17 protein-coding genes are annotated in these 17,154 nt (G+C 65.3%); 1 reads left to right on the top strand and 16 read right to left on the bottom strand.

Going from position 1 to position 17,154, the window contains the following annotated elements; genetic code table 11:
- Positions 1-64: 64 nt before the first annotated feature.
- The 8 genes from ACIGJB_RS08325 to ACIGJB_RS08360 all read right to left on the bottom strand — a co-directional run bounded on the left by ACIGJB_RS08325 (position 65) and on the right by ACIGJB_RS08360 (position 6,372).
- A complete protein-coding gene (locus tag ACIGJB_RS08325; protein ID WP_483732207.1) occupies positions 65-448 on the bottom strand; it encodes a hypothetical protein in 384 nt (127 codons plus the stop codon).
- Positions 449-699: 251 nt separating this feature from the next.
- The gene (catA, locus tag ACIGJB_RS08330; RefSeq protein ID WP_483732208.1) at positions 700-1,617 is read right to left on the bottom strand and encodes a catechol 1,2-dioxygenase; all 918 of its coding nucleotides are present in this window, start codon (positions 1,615-1,617) and stop codon (positions 700-702) included.
- Positions 1,618-1,669: 52 nt separating this feature from the next.
- Positions 1,670-2,728 (bottom strand): 2Fe-2S iron-sulfur cluster-binding protein, encoded by a 1,059-nt coding sequence (locus ACIGJB_RS08335; protein ID WP_483732209.1) that lies wholly within the window; start codon positions 2,726-2,728, stop codon positions 1,670-1,672.
- Between the two features lie 31 nt (positions 2,729-2,759).
- Complete coding sequence (locus ACIGJB_RS08340) at positions 2,760-3,122, bottom strand: phenol hydroxylase subunit P4 (protein WP_483732210.1); 363 nt, start codon at positions 3,120-3,122, stop codon at positions 2,760-2,762.
- Positions 3,123-3,142: 20 nt separating this feature from the next.
- Entirely contained in the window at positions 3,143-4,735 is a 1,593-nt protein-coding gene (locus ACIGJB_RS08345) for an aromatic/alkene/methane monooxygenase hydroxylase/oxygenase subunit alpha (RefSeq protein WP_483732211.1), read from the bottom strand.
- Positions 4,736-4,773: 38 nt separating this feature from the next.
- The gene (locus ACIGJB_RS08350; protein ID WP_483732212.1) at positions 4,774-5,046 is read right to left on the bottom strand and encodes an MmoB/DmpM family protein; all 273 of its coding nucleotides are present in this window, start codon (positions 5,044-5,046) and stop codon (positions 4,774-4,776) included.
- A 16-nt stretch (positions 5,047-5,062) separates the two neighbouring features.
- A complete protein-coding gene (locus ACIGJB_RS08355; protein ID WP_483732213.1) occupies positions 5,063-6,070 on the bottom strand; it encodes an aromatic/alkene monooxygenase hydroxylase subunit beta in 1,008 nt (335 codons plus the stop codon).
- Between the two features lie 47 nt (positions 6,071-6,117).
- The gene (locus ACIGJB_RS08360; RefSeq protein ID WP_483732214.1) at positions 6,118-6,372 is read right to left on the bottom strand and encodes a phenol hydroxylase subunit; all 255 of its coding nucleotides are present in this window, start codon (positions 6,370-6,372) and stop codon (positions 6,118-6,120) included.
- A gap of 341 nt (positions 6,373-6,713) precedes the next feature.
- On the opposite strand from ACIGJB_RS08360, the gene ACIGJB_RS08365 reads away from it, so the two are divergent.
- Positions 6,714-8,339, top strand: a complete 1,626-nt coding sequence (locus ACIGJB_RS08365) for a sigma 54-interacting transcriptional regulator (protein ID WP_483732215.1) — start codon at positions 6,714-6,716, stop codon at positions 8,337-8,339.
- 9 nt (positions 8,340-8,348) lie between these two features.
- Here ACIGJB_RS08365 and ACIGJB_RS08370 read toward each other — a convergent pair whose 3' ends face one another.
- The 8 genes from ACIGJB_RS08370 to catC form a co-directional block, all read right to left on the bottom strand.
- Complete coding sequence (locus ACIGJB_RS08370; RefSeq protein WP_483732216.1) at positions 8,349-9,269, bottom strand: fimbrial protein; 921 nt, start codon at positions 9,267-9,269, stop codon at positions 8,349-8,351.
- Positions 9,270-9,366: 97 nt separating this feature from the next.
- Positions 9,367-12,003, bottom strand: coding sequence for a fimbria/pilus outer membrane usher protein (locus ACIGJB_RS08375; protein WP_483732217.1), 2,637 nt, complete (start codon positions 12,001-12,003; stop codon positions 9,367-9,369).
- 113 nt (positions 12,004-12,116) lie between these two features.
- On the bottom strand, positions 12,117-12,893 hold the full coding sequence (locus ACIGJB_RS08380) for a fimbria/pilus periplasmic chaperone (protein ID WP_483732218.1): 777 nt from the start codon (positions 12,891-12,893) through the stop codon (positions 12,117-12,119).
- A gap of 62 nt (positions 12,894-12,955) precedes the next feature.
- A complete protein-coding gene (locus ACIGJB_RS08385; protein WP_483732219.1) occupies positions 12,956-13,513 on the bottom strand; it encodes a fimbrial protein in 558 nt (185 codons plus the stop codon).
- A 231-nt stretch (positions 13,514-13,744) separates the two neighbouring features.
- Positions 13,745-14,383, bottom strand: a complete 639-nt coding sequence (locus ACIGJB_RS08390; RefSeq protein WP_483732220.1) for a response regulator — start codon at positions 14,381-14,383, stop codon at positions 13,745-13,747.
- Positions 14,384-14,952: 569 nt separating this feature from the next.
- A complete protein-coding gene (gene pcaD, locus ACIGJB_RS08395; RefSeq protein WP_483732221.1) occupies positions 14,953-15,762 on the bottom strand; it encodes a 3-oxoadipate enol-lactonase in 810 nt (269 codons plus the stop codon).
- Between the two features lie 35 nt (positions 15,763-15,797).
- A complete protein-coding gene (locus ACIGJB_RS08400; protein WP_483732222.1) occupies positions 15,798-16,793 on the bottom strand; it encodes a tripartite tricarboxylate transporter substrate binding protein in 996 nt (331 codons plus the stop codon).
- 55 nt (positions 16,794-16,848) lie between these two features.
- The gene (gene catC, locus ACIGJB_RS08405) at positions 16,849-17,127 is read right to left on the bottom strand and encodes a muconolactone Delta-isomerase (protein WP_276100453.1); all 279 of its coding nucleotides are present in this window, start codon (positions 17,125-17,127) and stop codon (positions 16,849-16,851) included.
- Positions 17,128-17,154 lie beyond the last annotated feature (27 nt).

Genomic DNA, 17,154 nt, shown 5'->3' on the forward strand with positions numbered 1-17,154 from the left:
TCAAACAGGGGAGCGGAGGTGCCAGGGCGGCGGCAGGATGAAAATCCTGCCGCCGCTCTGGCGTTCAGAAGTTCGCTTCGATGGCAGCCTTTGCGCCCTCGGGGACCTCGTTCGGAATGACCCGGTGCGCAAGGATCTCGTAAGTGCGGGCCGTCGCCACTTCCTTCGGATCGACCAGCCGCTTGGGGCCGCCAAGCCAGGCAAAATGATCCATGCCATCGTCGCTTCGGAACCAGGCGAAATCGCCGATGCGGTCGAGGCCGCGCTTGACGACCTTCAGCAATGCCAGCGCTTCGTTCGACACGCCGAGATAGCGTCGCGTGTCATGGACAATCGTGCCCAGGTTGCGCAGCTTGTCCGCGCTTGAACGGCCGCCGTCCTCCGTCACCTGGTTCTGCACCAGTTCGACAACCAGAATCCCCTTGTGAGCAGTGATGCGCGCGTGCATGGCACCTCCAGACTGTGCGAGTGGCTTCACACACGAGGAGAAGCAATTTTCCGGCCAATACCGAGGCCTTGTGCGCTAACCGGCCCATTGCCGCTTGGTTCGTCCGCCTTGCACTGCGATTTGTGAGTGGTACACCACGCCTTGCGCGACGAGGCTGGATAGTTGCCGGACCCGATGATTTTCCGACGGCGCCGCTGCCTTGTCCTGTTGGTGCGGAGCCAACGAAAATCCTCCTCGGGACCGGCGCCCTTTTACATCGCTGCCACCGCCCGCCGGCGAGCGACTTCGGCCTGCGGGGCGCCCGCGTTGTCGGCATGCAGCGTGAAGTCGAAGCGGATCAGCGAAAACGGCTTGTCGACGCCGAGCGCCTGCATCGCGGCCGCGTCGTCGATGCGCGTTACCGGCGGCACCAGCCCTTCGCGCGTGGCAAAGGCGAAGTCGTCCCACAGATACGGGTCGCCGTCGATGTTGATCTGCGTGGTCAGCTTGCGGTGGCCCGGCGCCGAGACAAAGAAGTGGATATGGGCCGGGCGCGTGCCGTGGCGATCGAGCGTCTTGAGCAGGCGGTCGGTGGCGCCGCCCGGCGGCACGCTGTAGCCCACCGGCACGATGCTGCGCAGGCGATAGCGCCCTTCGCTGTCGGTGACGATGGTACGGCGCAGGTTGAACGCGCTCTGGGTCGGATCGAAGTACGAGTAGTTGCCCAGCGAATTCGCATGCCAGACCTCTACGTTCGCATTGCGCAGCGGCTTGCCGGTTTCGTCGAATACCCGACCTTCCATCACCAGCACCTCGCCGTCGTCGGTGCCGTCGTCAAGCCGGGCTTCGCCCTGCGCGACCGGCGCGCCGGCCACGTACAGCGGGCCCTCGATGGTGCGCGGCGTGCCGCCGCTAATGCCCGCGCGCGCCTCGGCTTCGTCCATGCGCAGGTCCAGGAAGTGGTCGAAGCCCAGGCCGGGCGCGATCAGCCCTAGCTCGCCGCTGCGGCCCGCCTCGGCCAGGTAGTTGAGGCCGGCCCAGAACTCCTCGGGCTGGATGTCGAGATCCTCGATCATGTGGAACAGGTCGCGCACCATCCGGTGCACGATCGCGGCGATGCGCGGGTTGGCATCCTGGCCGGTGGTTTCTTCGATGCGGTTCAGTACGGCGTCGATGGCGATCTTGTCCATGGTTGTCTCCTATGGCCTTGTGGGTAAAGTGATATGGGGAACGTTGCCGATGTCAAAGCGAGCGGAACAGCGGGCTGCGGGTGGCCTGGCTCGCGTCGGCCGCCGACAGGAACTTCTCGGTGAAGATGTCTTTCTCGAACAGCCGGCCCTGCATCAGCGTGGCGATGCAGGCCTCGATCATTGGCGGCGGCCCGCACAGGTAGGCGCGCCAGCCGCGGAAGTCGTGGCTGAAGTGGCGCCCCGCCAGGTCGTGGACATAGCCGCGTTCGCCGCTCCACGCGCTTTGCTCGGGCTCGCCGGACAGCACCGGCAGGTAGGTGAAGTTGTCGTGCTGCTGCGCGAGCGCCTCGAATGCTTCGCGGTAATACAGCTCGCCGGCATTGCGCGCGCCTTGCACCAGCACGATCTCGCGCGGATCGCCGCATGCCAGCAGGTCGAGGATCATCGAGCGCGGGCTCGACAGCCCCGAGCCGCCGGCCATGAACACCAGCGGCCGCGGATCACTCTTGCGCACGAAGAAGCGGCCCAGCGGGCCGGAGAGTTGCAGGCGTTCGCCGACCTGCAACTGCTCATGCACATAGGTGGTCGCACTGCCGCCGGGGACCAGGCGGATGTTCAGCTCGATCTCGCCCGCCGCAGGAGCGCTGGCAATCGAGAATGCGCGCGGCGTCGCCTCCTTGCCGATCCACACATTGACGTACTGCCCCGGCTGGAACTGGAGCGGCTCGCCTTCGATGCGCAGGAACACGCCCTTGATGGTTGGCGTGAGCGCGTCGATGCGGGCCACTTCCGCAGTGAAGTCCAGCAGCGGCAGGCACTGGGCGTCGGGGTCGGGCTCGATGTCTGCTTCGATCACCATGTCCGACATCGGCGTGGCGCAGCAGGCCAGGCACTTCGCTTCGTCGCGCTCGAAATCCATCAGCGCGAACGGCGAGGCCTCGCCATGGTCGAGTTCGCCTTGCAGGGTCTGCACCTTGCAAGTTCCGCACAGGCCGTGGCCACAAGCATGCGGCAGCCAAACGCCCGCGCGCAGGCACGCGTCGAGCACGGTCTGGCCCTCTTCGATGTCGATGGTCTGGCCGAGTGGTTCGATGGTCAGTTGGTAGGTCATGTCAGCCTCCGTGTTGCCTTGTGCGACAGCGTCAGTTGCAGGAGCCGCCAATGCCGCTCAGGCCTGGCGTGCGCAGGCGCAGCAGCGACTTGTGCCCAAGGCCGTTTGCCGCGAGACTGGCGGACGCGTCCGGCGCGAACGGCTCGTTGCCGCGCAGCCACTGCACTTGTGTCCAGTCGATGGCTGCACCTTCCGGGTGGGCGGTCAGCAACGGCGTGATGACATCGCTGACCAGGGCGCCGAACGGCATGTCGGGCGGCAGCGGCAATGTGAACGGGCTGCAGAACAGCAGGTGTTGGTCCCAGCCGAAATACACCAGCTGGTTGCCGTGGAAGTTCTCGATACGGTCGCGGGTTTCGCCCGCGTAGCCGGGATTCAGTGCGATGACTGGCATGGTGGTCTCCGGTGTGGGGTTCAGTCGTGTCCGTGGTCGCAGCACGGCGCGCTGCCACCCTGCTCCGCTGCCGGCGTGCCTGCTGCACCGGTCCAGCGCTCCCAGTTGGCGCGGTCCTGCGAATCGGCGAAGTCGCCGCGGTCCGCGGGGCTCAGGTGGTACCAGTCGAGCACCTCGGGCAGCGTCGCGCCGCCGCAGTTGCCCTGGAAGATCTGGTGCACTGGCAGCCAGGCCTGTACGTACTTCTCGGGCTCGTCGACGAAGATGTCGCGGCAGCCGTCCGAGCAGAAGTGGTAGTGGTCGCCCTCATGCTCGGCCTGGCGATAGCAGATCTGCGTCGGGTCGTCGGGCTCGGTGAACGCCATCGGGATCTGGCACACCTGGCACAGCATCGGCAGGCCGGGGTTGTACCAGCGCTGGCCCGCCTGCTGTTGCTGCTGCCAGTAATCGAAGCGCGGCTTGTAGTGCTTGTCGAAGCTGTCGGGGTACTTCTCGGCGAGCCACGTCATTTCCGAAGGCTCCGGCACCCAGGTGTGGATCGCCGCGGCGTGGTTGAAGTTGTAGAAGATCGACCAGGCGATGTGCGACAGGTGGTCCTTCTCCTTCGCGGCCTGCTCGTGATACTTGGGCATGCGGATCCCGTAGCGCGCCAGGTCGGCGAACAGCGCGCCGCCGTTCTGCTCGAAGTAGATCTCCCAGGCTTCCTTCCAGCTCATCACGCGCTTGGGCAGCATGTAGTCCATCATCATCGCCACCAGCGTAAGCAGCCGGTAACCGCGCCAGAACCACTTGTCGATCCACTTCTGGATGATCGGGCGATTGGCCGGGTCCTGTTCCAGCATGAACTTCACCACTTCGAGGCCCAGCGTCATGTGGCGCGATTCATCGGACTGCGCGGAGAAGCCGAAGGTCACCGTGGCCATGTCGCCGTTGTAGGCCGCGCCCGACATGAAGGGCATGAACAGCAGGTTGGTCAGCACGTACTCGAACGAAAACGAGATCGCCGTGATGAACTCGAACGGCCCAGCCGTCATGGCATCCTCGAAGTACGACTTCGGCACCGACAGGTACCACAGCCGGTCATGCAGGTGGCGCCAGTCGGAAAAGCCGTTGAAGTACTTGTTGTAGTGGCTGATGGTGTGGATCTGCGTCTGGCAGTGGCGCAGCTCGTCGATCGACTGCATCTGGCACGCCACGCGCGCGCCCACGCCGCGCAGCGTGCGGCCGGCCATGGCAAAGCCGCGGTGCGCCGCATACTCCAGCGGCGACACGCCGGTCAGGAACAGCTTGAGCGCGTTGACGTAGCGCGCGTCGGTGACATTGAGCTGGCCATTGTTCTGCTGGAACGCGTCGATGATCGCGTACAGCTTGCGCTCCTTCTCGGACTGGAATTTCCAGTACGCATCCATGGTCAGGCGGAACGGGTCTTCCCAGCCGTCCCAGTCATGGATCACGATGCCTTCGAACTTGTCGTGCGGGAATACGGCATCCATGGGCTGGTAGGTGGTCTCCCAGCCCAGGTCGCGCGTGAGGATCGCGTACTTCTCCTTGAGTGACAGCTTGGGCCGGGTAGCCTGCCGCGCGGCGGTGGCGATTGCAGTGGCGGTGGTCATGTCCTTGTCTCCTGTGTTCTTGCGGTTCGGCTTGCGGCTCAATGCCAGGCCAGCACGAACTGGTCTTCGGTTTCGTCGATATTGCCGGCCAGCGAAATCAGGCCGAGCTGCAGTTCCTGCACGTCCCACGCGCGGCCGATGCGCTCTTCCACGCTGGCGCGATTGATTTCCAGGCGCCCGGGTGCGTCGATCTTGACCATGGCCGGATAGCGGTTGATGGTGGCGTGCGGGTTGTCGGCCTCGATTGCGTCGATGACGGGACGCATCTCTTCGTTGGCCTGCAGGGCGATGAATACGATCTGTGCGGTCATGGCGTTTTTCCCGGGTTCATGCGGCGGCGCCGGCGGCACGGGCCAGCCCGAGCCCGGCAAGGCGCTTGTCCAGCGCGGCGACTGTTTCGCCGAGCACCGCATCCGCTTCCTCGGCGAACAGGCGGCGTACCAGCGGCGCCAGCGCGTGCTGGAAGCGGTCGAGCCACGCGAATGCGAAGCCCGCGATCACGCCGGCATTCGCGGGCGATTCCTGCGCGGCTGTCTTCACCGTTGCATCGACCCAGCGCGTGGTCTCGGCATACCAGGCGGTCATGAAGTCGGTGACCAGCGAGAACGCGGGGCTTTCGGCGGGCAGGCGCGCATCCAGGCGCTGGTAGACCAGCGGATAAAGCAGTCCGTCCATCACGAGGTTCTGCGCCACGTGCAATTCGAACCAGTCGTCACGCACGATCAGGTCTTCGATCGCATGGCGCAACGGCTGCCAGGCCAGGTCCTCCATCCATGCCGTCTTGGCGGCGTCGACCGCCGCCTTGTCGCCGGCCAGCAGGCCGATGCGGGTCAGGTACTGCGCAATGCCAAGGCGATCCATGGTGTGGAACATGGCGGCTTCGGTGATGGCCGAGCCATAGCCATAGGCCGTGATCGCGGCGTTGTTCATGTTCGCTGCCCACTCGACATGGCGCAGCGGCACCACGCCCAGCGTCAGCAGTTCACGCAGGTGCGCCGGCAGCGATGCCAGCAGACCGCGCTTTTCGACGAAATCCAGGTTCTTCTCCATCGCGTCCTGCTGGCGCGCACGGGCGTTGACGTAGGTGCCGTAATAGAACTGGCGCGGATCCTTCAGCGCGTACCAGTCCCGCATGACCACCTGCGTGCGGCGCGCATCGTAGAGCTCGTATTGCGGCTGCCACAGCGGGCGGTAGTGGAAGCTGGTCTCCGGCTGCAGGTCGTACATCGCCTCCTGGTAGCGGCTGGCCGGCTTGTCGGCGCCCAGTCGCCGTTGCAGGTTGGCGAAGGTCTGGCGGATCGGACTGACGCTATCGGTACGGATATCGATTTGCATGGTGGGTTGCTCCTGTCTCCCTTGTGGTGTTCGGATCGGCCGCGGCGTCAGGCCACGGTTTCGCTCCATTTGTCGCGCTCGAATTCCAGTGCGCGGCCCAGCAGGTGCGGCACCGTGATGGCGCACTGCGTGGCGCAGAACGCGGAGAACTGGTCGGGGCGCATGACCAGCTCCACGTAGAGCGCCGGGTCGCCGAGCGAGAACTCGAACTCGACCCAGTGTTCATCGCGCGCGGTCACCCGGACGTAGGGCTGGGCACGTCCGCGGGCCGGGACGTTGGCATGGACAAACGGTGTGGTCATGTCTCGCTCCTGCTGCGATGCACATCGGTGGGTGTGCATGGTTCTGGTGTGGAGACATATAGCGAAGGCCGTGCCACCGGCTGCCAAGCCGCATGGCACAAGGGATTGCGGGAAATTCCGAGGCGTTGCCACGGCGCACCCGCTTGATGATTTGATGAGGGGATTAAGCCTGTTTTCACCAAATGATCAAATCCACGGATATTGCGGTGCACCATGCTGTCGACGGGGGAATCCCCTTGCTTGCTCGGCTCCCGAAACCGCGTGTTAGGCTACGGAAAAACCGAGGCCAAGGACGTTCCTCTCCGGATCGATTCGCGCCCGCAGGCATTCTGGAGATGGAGATGATCGCGCCCCCCAAGCAGCCGCCATTCGACCTGGCTTCGCTGCTGACGATCGACCCCAAGGCCGCACAGATACGGCTCGGCGATTCCCGCATGGTGCTGATGCACACCGAGGCCCTGAGCTACCTGCGCAAGGAGATCCTCGATACGCTGGGCCTGGAACGCGGCAAGGGCTTGCTGATCCGCATGGGCTACGCGCAGGGCATGCGCGATGCCGAGATGGTCAAGCGCGAACGCAAGGAGGAACTCGAGACCTCGCCCAACGACGCGTTCCTGCTTGGCCCGCAACTGCACATGCTGGAAGGCGTGACGCGCGTGGACCCGGTGCGGCTGGAAATCGACCGCGACACCGGCCATTTCTATGGCGAGTTTCTCTGGCAGGACTCCTGGGAAGGCGAAGCACCCTACAACGAGGAACTGAGCCGCGAGGAAGGCGGCTGCTGGGTGCAGCTCGGCTACGCGTCGGGCTACAGCAGCACCTTCATGGACCGGCTGGTCATCTACAAGGAAACCGAGTGCCAGCGCCGCCTCGATGCGCTATGCCGCATCGTCGGCAAGCCGGCCGAGGCCTGGGACGACCCTGACTACCTGAAGTACTTCGAGCCCGACTCGGTCATCAGCGACCTGCTCACGCTGCAGCAGGAAGTCAGCACGCTGCGCGAGACCCTGTGCGGCGCCAGCCAGGGCAACCTGATCGGCCAATCCCCGGCGTTCCGCGAAGCCTTCGGCCTGCTATCGGCCGCGGCCGACAGCCATATCACAGTACTGCTCACCGGAGAAACCGGCGCCGGCAAGGAGATGTTCGCGCGCTGGCTGCATGACCACGGCCCGCGCAGCGAACAGCCGTTCATTGCCGTGAACTGCGCGGCGATCCCGCACGAGCTGATCGAGTCCGAGTTATTCGGCGTTGAAAAAGGCGCCTACACCGGCGCGCAGCAGTCGCGCCCCGGCCGCTTCGAGCGCGCGCACGGCGGCACGCTGTTCCTGGACGAGATCGGCGACCTGCCGCTGTCGGCGCAGGTCAAGCTGCTGCGCGTGCTGCAGAACGCGGAGGTCGAGCGGCTTGGCGGCGTCGAGACCCGCAAGATCGATGTGCGGCTGATTGCGGCCACTAACGTCAACCTGGCACAGGCGATCCGGCAAGGGCAGTTTCGCGCCGACCTGTTCTACCGGATCAGCACCTACCCCGTCACCATCCCGGCGCTGCGCGAACGGCGCGAGGATATCCCGGAACTTGCGCAGGCGTTTATCCAGCGCTTCAACGCCCGCTACCAGAAGCAGGTGCGCGGGCTGAGCCAGCGTGCACGCGACGCGCTGATGCAATACCAGTGGCCGGGCAATATCCGCGAACTGGAAAACATGATCGAGCGCGGCGTGCTGCTGGCACCGGCGGCGGGGCTGATCGACACCGCCCACCTGTTCGCCAGCCAGCAGGCGCCGGATGCCGAAGCGGCCGAGGATGCGGACGCCCTGCTCCAGAAGCTGCTGGACCAGCAGGTATCGCTGCCGCAGATCGAGGGGCGGCTGATGCAGCTCGCCATTGACACGACGCGTGGCAACCTGTCGTCGGCGGCGCGCATGCTTGGCATCACGCGGCCGCAGCTCGCGTATCGGCTGAAGAAGTGAACGGCTGGCCTACTGGTAATCGAACGTGAAGGTCGCCGCGCTGGTCAACGCCCCTGCGGTGATCGGGAGGCCGTTGTTCAGGCCGATGTACCGGACGGCGTAGTTGTATGAGGCCTGTATGTTTGCCTGAATGCTTCCCAACGGATTACGCGTCTGCAGCGGCACGGGCTGATTGTTACCGCTGCTCACGATCTGGAAGCCGGCGCCGGTGGCAGCTCCCGGGGCGCCAGCGTTTGACGGGCCCAGCACGCCCGAAGCGGCAGCCTGCACAGGCGTGCCGGGAGCACCGTCAAAGGTGATACCGACGTTGGCCGCGGTGTCGCACGTAACGCTGATCGCGAAAGGCACGGTGCCTGCCGTGGCGCCCGCGGGCCGCAGATCTGCCGCGCGCACGGGCTGCAGCGTGACGGTTGCGGGATAGTTCACGTTGCATGTGATCGGCCGCGGGACCGCACTCCCGCTGAAGCCGATGTAGTTGACGCCGCCACCACCCAGTGCCCCGGCGGTCGAACCCTCGTAGACGCCAAAGCCGAAACGCGTCTGCATCGGGTCCAGCGTGCCGCCGGAGATCGGGCCTGTCTTGACGAACTCGATGGATACCGAAACCGAGTAGGTCATATCGGCGTTCAAGTTGCCCAATCCCTCCCCCGTCGTGTTGCACCAGACGCTCGACGCATTGGTGATGGCCTGCCCCGCCGCGTTGCGCAAGCGAATGCCTATGCCGGGAACGCCGGTCGAATAGACACCGGCCGGCCCTTCTGTGCCGGAGCCGTAGTAGCAGGCGATGATCTGGGCGCCGGGCACCACATGGGGCGGAACGTTGTCACAGGTTCCGCTGAAGGTGTAGTTGCGCACTGTGCCTGGTATCGTGCTGCCCACTGGCAATGTGGTGACCACCGCCATATTGTTCATTGTCTGCAGGTATGGCATGGACGGCGTCGCAGTGCAGTTGGCACGAGCCGCTTGCGCAGCAAGCAGCAAGAGGAAAACCAGAATGCCATGCAGGGCCGCCTTCAGGCCTCCCCGGTTATCGGACCATTTCATTTTTCAACTCCTTGCGCATCTGCGACGAGGCATCCGCGCTTTCGATCGTGGGCGGGTGATCGCCACACACGCTTTCGGCAAACGGCAATCCGGTGCGCGGCGAGTCGGCTGGGGCCGGCAGCGCATAGGGGAATGAACAGCTGTCGGCGCTCTGCGCCCCCCACTTCGCCGTCAGCACCCCCGTCCTCTGCCGGAGTCCCCGCGCGATCAGGCGTCCGTCCTGGCCAACGGTGCCGGCCAGTTTTCCGTCGATATCGGACACCTCGGCTCCGAACGGCAGCGGCTTGCCGTCGGCGGTACGCACGCGCAGGATGGCAATCTGGCCACCGGTGCCGGTTTCGAAACGCACGCGGACCACAGCGCCGGACGTCGGCGCGACTTGCTGCATGGTGGAGCGCAGTTCCACGTTGAGCGGCAGGTCCTTCGGGTCGATCTCGATCTGGTTGCGCGAAAACGGCATCAGGTTCGGCACCGCGGCATGGCCCCACGGGTCAACCCGCAGGCCATTGGCGTTCGTGACGCGCGCGCCCGCGGCGTTGTCGGCCTCGATGACGGCCACGGTGTCGCCCAGCACCGGCATGAATGTCACGCCGCCGGCGTACGCCACGATGCCGCCCGATATCCCCGCGCCAAGCTGGCTGTAGCCATTGCTTCGGCCCGCATTGGCGGTCAGCGTCGCCACTGGCGAAACATAGCCGGCATTGGCAGAGACGCTGTTGGATACGGCACTGTCGCCGCCGCTGGAATGGCTGGCGTTCAGCCCATAGGTCAGGTTGTTGTCGACGCCGAGCGTGCCGGTCACCGATTCCTGCACGCCCGTGACGCCCGACGAATCCCTCTGCAGGCTTGTCATGGCATAAGGGGCCTGCGCCGCCTTGCCCAGCGGCACGCCCACGGTCAGCATGATCCGGTTCTCCCACTTGCCGCTGCCCAGGTTGATCTGCCGGGTTGCCGAGACCCCGTAGCTCACGCGCTTGTAGCTGTTGTTGTAGCCGGCCTGGAACTGGGTATCGCGGCCGCCGCGGTTCCAGTAGTCCTGGGTCGAGCCGGACAGGTAGACATTGCCGTAGCCGGCCGGCAGGCTCTGGCTCACGGTCATCTGCAGGCGTCCGCGCCGGATGCCGCGCAGCAGCAGGTCCGTGGTCGAACTGTCCTGGCTGCGCATCGCCACGGCATCGGCAAAGTTCAGGAAGCCGCTGGTCGAGTACCGGTAGGCGGCCAGCGTCACGTTGGTACGCGTCGGCGCCACCAGCTTGCTGTAGGACAGGCGCACGCTCTGGCCGCTGCGGTCCGGCTGGTTGACCAGCCGCGTGTTCGCCTGCGTGATGTCGGCCCCGAACGCGCCATATTGCGTGTTCAGCGCCATGCCTGCGACGAACGAGAGATAGTTCTCGGCTGCCAGCACGCCCCCATAGCCCGTGAACAGGTTGGAGATGCCGCGCTGGACCGTCGCCTGCATGAAAAGCGGCGTGTCATGGACGCCCGTGTTCCGGTACTGGCCCGATGTCACGCCATAACGCCACACCCCGGGGCGCAGCGCGTTGACCACGGGCGCGTAAGGCACCGCCGAGGCACGCACGCTGCCATCCGCCTCGGTCACGAGCACCTCCAGATCGCCGCCGTAGCCGGTCGCGTAGAGATCGTCGATCTCGAAAGCGCCGGGCGCGACCGTGGTCTCGTAGATGATGTTGCCGTTCTGGCGCACCTGCACGCGCGCATTGCTGCTGGCAATGCCGCGGATGGTCGGCGCATAGCCACGCTGGGATTCGGGCAGCATGCGGTCGTCCGTGGCGAGTTGCACGCCGCGAAAGCCGAAGCTGTCGAACATCGCGCCATCGGTAAAGGCATCGCCGATCACGAGCTGGCTGCGCAACGGTACGATGGAGCGCTGCAGGCTGGTCTGGATGGACTGGTAGCGGTTGCCGTTGACCGAATCATACGAGAGGCTGCCGTAGTGCCGGAACCGCCAGGCGCCCACATTGACGCCGGCATTCAGGCCGACATAGCCCTGGGTCGATGACATCCCGCTGCTGTCCGTGTGATAGACGCTGGCGTTGTACTGCAGGCGCGCGGCGTTGACGCCTTCGTCCCAGTAGCGCGGGTCAACGTAGCCGCGCGCACTGCGGTTCATGAAGGACTGGGGCACGGTCAGCTCCAGCCGCTGCTCGCCGTTGTCGAACCCGGCGCTCGCGCCCGGCACCAGTTCCGGCAAGGTCAGGCAATCCGTGGCGGTCAGGCGGGCCAGGCGATCGGCAGCTTCCGGCGGAAGGCGCGTGATGTCCACGCCAGCGCGGTCGAGCAGTGTACGGTCAAAGCAAGGCTGGACATTGCGGATATCGGCGCCGGTCTGGCGCAACTCGACCTCCACCATGCCCAGCCACGCGCCATTGACCTGCAGGTCTGCCCGATAGGTGCCCGGCAGCGGCACGTTGCCCTGGTTGAAGCGCGAGACGTCCAGCCTGGTGCCTCCGGGCTGCCGCAGGAATTCGTCATTGAATTCGATATTTGCCGAGCCCGCCGTGGCCGCACGGCCTGACGACGCGGCAAACAGCGACAACGCCACCACGCAGAGCGGGCACAGGCGCGGAGGAAACAGGCGGTAGTGTCTACTGACTCGCATCACGATTGCTCAACATCTGTGGCAGCCACCGCCCTGCCAGAGAGCGGCATCTGTCGGGCCGGAGTGGCCAAAGGGAACCGGCAGGCGCGACGCGCCAGCCCTTGGGGGGACGACTAGTTGGCGCTGGCCAGCGGTGCTTCGCCGTCGTTCGATCCGCCCCAGTCGTTCAGCGTGTGGTAGCGGACCTTTCTGTCCGGGCCAGCGGGGGCGTCGCCCCTGAGCGGGAACCGGGCGGTTTCGCCGGGGCCGACCATGACGCCGCGATCGTTGACGGCACGCTTGCTGCCACCCGCCAGTTCGACGCTGACGACCGAGACATGAAATGCGGTCGGGTTGTGGCACTCGAGCATGAGCTGGCCATCGGCCTGTGCCAGGCGCCAGACAAGCTTCGCCGGGGCTTCGCCCGCGTCGCCCTTCAGCCCCGCGGGACGGTAGAAGAACTTGATGCGTGAACGGAACGCCAGCTGGAGCTTGTTCGGCCCCGCCTCTTCGGCGCTCGGCCTGGGCGGAACCTCGAGCACGTTGAGCCAGAAAACCGACTCGCGATCGGCGGGCAGCGGCTCGCCGGTGTAGACGATGCGCAGGCTCTGGCCTTTGCCGGCATCGATGCGCGCGACGGGTGGTGTCAGCACGAACGGCACGCTGATGCTTGCCGGCGGCGCTGACGGATCACCATTGTCGAGCCAGGACTGCACCAGCGCGGGCGCCTTGCCTTCGTTGGTCAGCTTGATCGTGACCTCGCGGTCGCGAGCGCCGTTGTAGATGACGCGGGTGCCCGCGATGACCACCGAAGCGCGGGCCGCGGTGGCGGCTGCCAGGCTCAACAGGAGCAGCGTGGCAAGCAGGACGGCGGCAAGGGGCCGCCTTCTGAATAGGCTGTAACTGGGCATCGAAACTTCGTCGGGGCCGGAGCAGGTGCGCCGGTGTCGGCGCTCGTTCCGGCCTCGCGGCTTTACTGGTAGGACAGGATGTAGGTCACGCTCGACGAGACCGAGCCGGCCGCGGCCGCGCCGCCGGTTGCCACGTACTGGGCCGCATACGGCAGCAGCGCCGTGCCATCCGACTTGATCGGCTGGGCCAGCGAATTCTGTGCGGTCCCGTCGGAAGCGCCGATCGAGATCAGGCTGCCATTGGACGGGTTGAGCAGCCCGATCTGCACGTTGGCCGCGCCGCCGCTGCCAACGTCATCGGTGTTGACCAGGCGGCCCGTGGCCGGGTCCACATTGGCGCCGGACTCGAAGAAGGCATGGACGTTGCCACTGGCCGGATTGCAGTTGCTCAGCGCAATCTGGAAACCCGTCGTGCCGGCGGTGCTGCCGTTGGCGGCCAGGTTGGTCTTGGAGACATTGGGCAGCGTCACGGTAAAGCTGCCTGCATTACCGGTCGTGATGGTGCAGGTCGTATCGGTGATCTGACCCTTGAAGGTGATGGTGCCATCCGATGCATGCGCAAACGGCGTGCCGATGCACGCACCAGCGATCAGCAGTGCGGTGAAGAGCTTGGTATTCATTGTGAATCTGTCTTTAGGTTGGAAAGTTGCGAAACCGGGGCCAGGTCGGTCTGACGCGGCCCACTGGCTCCTGGATTCGTGGCCATGCGCCGACATGACGGCGCACGGCCACAGAACGAGTGGAATCGTATTCACGCCGCTCTGCGGCCTGAATAAGGGATCCCTTAATCCGGTGGCGATTTCTAGGTGCCCGGGAAATCCGGACGGTTGCAGCCAGGCAAGCTCTCGCGATTACCCGCCCGGAAGCAGCCCGTGTTCGACGGCGTACTGGTACAACTCGAAGCCGCTGGTCAGCCCGAGCTTCTTCATCGCCATGCTCTTCTGCGCGCTGATGGTCTTGCTGCTGCGATTCGCCTGCCGCGCGATCTCCACCAGCGAGAAACCCGCGGCGCATTTGCGCAGCACCTCGAGTTCGCGCTGCGACAGCCTCGGCCCAGGCTCGACAGCTTCCATCTCGCCTTCCGCCATGGGGTGCTGCGACGGCGGAAAGTAGCTACGGCCACTGAACGCCGCGCGAATCGCGGGCACCAGGTGATGCAGCGGATCCGCCTTGCTGAGGATGACGGAAACGCCGGTCTTGCGAATGCTCTGGAGCAGCGCGGGGTTGTCGAACATGGTGATCACCACGATTCGCGTGGCCGGATAGCGCCGTCGCAGGATCTGCAACATCGGCAGCCCGTCGCCGATCTCGCCGCCCGGCATCGAGTAGTCGGTGACGATGACATCGCAGGCGGTGGTTTCCAGCAGGCGGACCAGTTCCGTCGAGTTCCTGGCCATCCCGACCATCTGCATCCCGAGTTCCCGCGCCAGTTCCTGGCACATGCCGCCCAGCACGATCGGGTGGTCGTCAGCAATCAACACCTTGATCATTGCCAGGTCTCCTTTGCACATGGGGGTCTTCCAGCAGTTCTGCGCAGTCCCCGGCGGCATGGTCCGGGCTGGAACCGCTTGCTGATTGGATAGTAGGTTTCCTACAGAACGCCCGATATTGGGCAAAGGCTGAATGCCCTATCGGAAATTTCAGACGGGATTGCAGCGCGTGTCCAGTTGCGCCGAAATCCGGGCACAGGGTTGCATTCGAGAGCAATATGAAGCACTTTTTGCGAGCGATGGAGCGGGAACTGCTGAGGGAACAGTGCGTCGATTGTCCGAAAGGTTTTCTTTTTGGACTGACTGGGTCGCGAGATTTCCCAGTACATTTTTAGTCACTCCGCTTCCCCCCAGGGCAGCCGAGTGTTTTCCCTTGCTGCAAATCGGCGCCCGCTCCTGACGGAGCGGGCATTTTTTTGATGATTTGGCCGACTGAGGGGATTGCGGAAAACGGGAGACGCGGCATCTTTGGCCGCGTACGGGGAAGAGAAAGCGTCGGCGCTTGCGACGCTGATGCCCCTGGAGGGCAATGAGGCACTACCGGTGGCAGCAGGCGGCCACCGTGCCGTTCAACTCAAGCCAACAAACCTGACCACTGCGTCAACAAACGCCTGCGGCAACTCCCAGTTCGACAAATGGGCCGCATCGAGCGAAAGGTATTCCGCTCCCGGCACCGCCTGCGACACCTCGCGGCCTTGCGCCGGCGTGGTGGCAGCATCCTGCTCGCCAACAATCACCAGCATCTTCGCCCCGATCCAGGGCAAAGCATCCCGCAGATCTGCATCCCGCACTGCCGCGCAATTGGCCGTATAGCCAGCCGGATCGCACGCGAGGAGCATGTCGCGTACTGGCGCCATGGCCTGTGCGTGCGACGCGCGATAGGACGGCGTGAACCAGCGCTCCAGCACTCCCGGCACGATGGCTGCCATCCCCTCGCGCTGCACGGTGGCAATGCGGTTGTCCCAGACTGACGCCGGTCCGATCAACGCGGCCGTATTGGCCAGCACAAAACGGCCGAAGCGATCGGCGTGATGCCGCGCCAGCCACATGCCGGTCATCCCGCCCATCGACAGGCCACAGAAATGCGCGCGCCCGACGCCGGCATGCTCCATCACGGCGAGCACGTCGGCACCCAGCTCGGCCATGCCAAACGGCTCGGCCGGCACCGACGAGCGCCCATGACCACGCGTGTCATAGCGCAGTACGCGGAAATGCCTGAGCAGGGCCGGCATCTGCGGGTCCCACATCTGCAGCGTCGTGCCCAGCGAATTGGACATGACCAGCACCGGCGCGCCGGCGGCGCCCTCGATGGTGTAATGGATGGACACCCCGGCGCGGGTGGCCGTGCCGGTGCGGGCTTGAAGATCGGAATGGGTCATGTCAGGCAGCCCGCCACGGCGGGCACGGTTTGGGTTCAGTCAGCGCGGATGCCGCGCTGGCGAATCAGCGCACCCCACTTCTCGGTTTCCTTGGCCAGGTGGTCACGCAGCACGGCCGGCGAACTGCCGATCGGCTCGGCGCCGATCAGCGCCAGGCGCTTCTGCACCGCGGGCTTGCGCAGCGCTTCAAGCATGGCGCGGTTCAGCGTGTCGATCACCGGCTGCGGCGTCCTGGCCGGCACGAAGGCCGCAAACCACGGCGACAGCTCGTAGCCGGGCAATCCTGCCTCCGCGACGGTCGGCACATTGGGCAGCGCGCTGGAGCGCTTGGCGGTGGTGACGGCGATCGGCGTCAGCTTGCCGGAGTCGATCTGCGGCTTGGCCGACGTGATGCTGTCGAACATGTAGTCCACCTGCCCGCCCAGCAGGTCAGTCATGGCCGGACCGCTGCCCTTGTACGGAATGTGGAGCATATCGACGCCAGCCATCGACGTGAACAGTTCCGCCGCCAGGTGAATCGACGTGCCATTGCCCGCGGAGGCATAGGTGAATTTGCCGGGCGCCACCTTCGCGTGGGCGATCACCTCCTTGACCGTGGTTTCCTGCCGGCGCGCCTTGTTGGCGACCAGCACGTTCGGCACCACGGCCAGCAGCGAGACCGGCGCAAAGTCCTTGACCGGGTCATACGACAGCTTGCCGTACAGCGCCTGGTTCACGGCCATGCCATTGGCCACGATGATCAGCGTATAGCCGTCGGCCGGCGACCGCGCCACCAGTTCGGCGCCGATATTGCCGCCAGCGCCGGGCCGGTTCTCGACCACGATCGACTGCCCGAGCGTGCGCGACATGTCTTCGCCCAGCGTGCGGGCGATGTTATCCATGGCGCCGCCCGAGGGGAACGGCACGATCCAGCGGATCGGGTGGTCGGGATAGGCCGCGTGCGCGGCCGGTGCGGCGAACGAAAGGCTTGCCGCCAGGGCAAGCGCGCCTGCGCGGCCGGTGCAGGCCAGCCGCTGGAACAACGTCTTCATGGTCTCCTCGCTTCGAGCCCGCGCGATGCGGGTTGTTCTTGTCCCGGACCGCGTTTCAGCGGATCGACGACGGGTGTTTGGCCAGCGGCGTGACGTGGATCTTCATGTACGGGAACAGCGGCAAGCCCGACAACAGCGTGTGCAGTTCATCGTGCGAGGCCACGTCGAAGATGCTGTAGTTGGCGTACTCGCCCACCACGCGGTACAGCTGCTGCCACTTGCCTTCGTGCTGCAGTTGCTGGGCATACGCCTTTTCGCGCGCCTTGATGTCATCGGCCTGCGCGGCGGGCATATCGTTCGGCAGGTTTACATCCATCCGGACCAGGTAAAGCATGGCGTTCCTCTTTGTGAGTCGGGTTGT

It is taken from the genome of Cupriavidus sp. C2SS-8b (assembly GCF_057073745.1).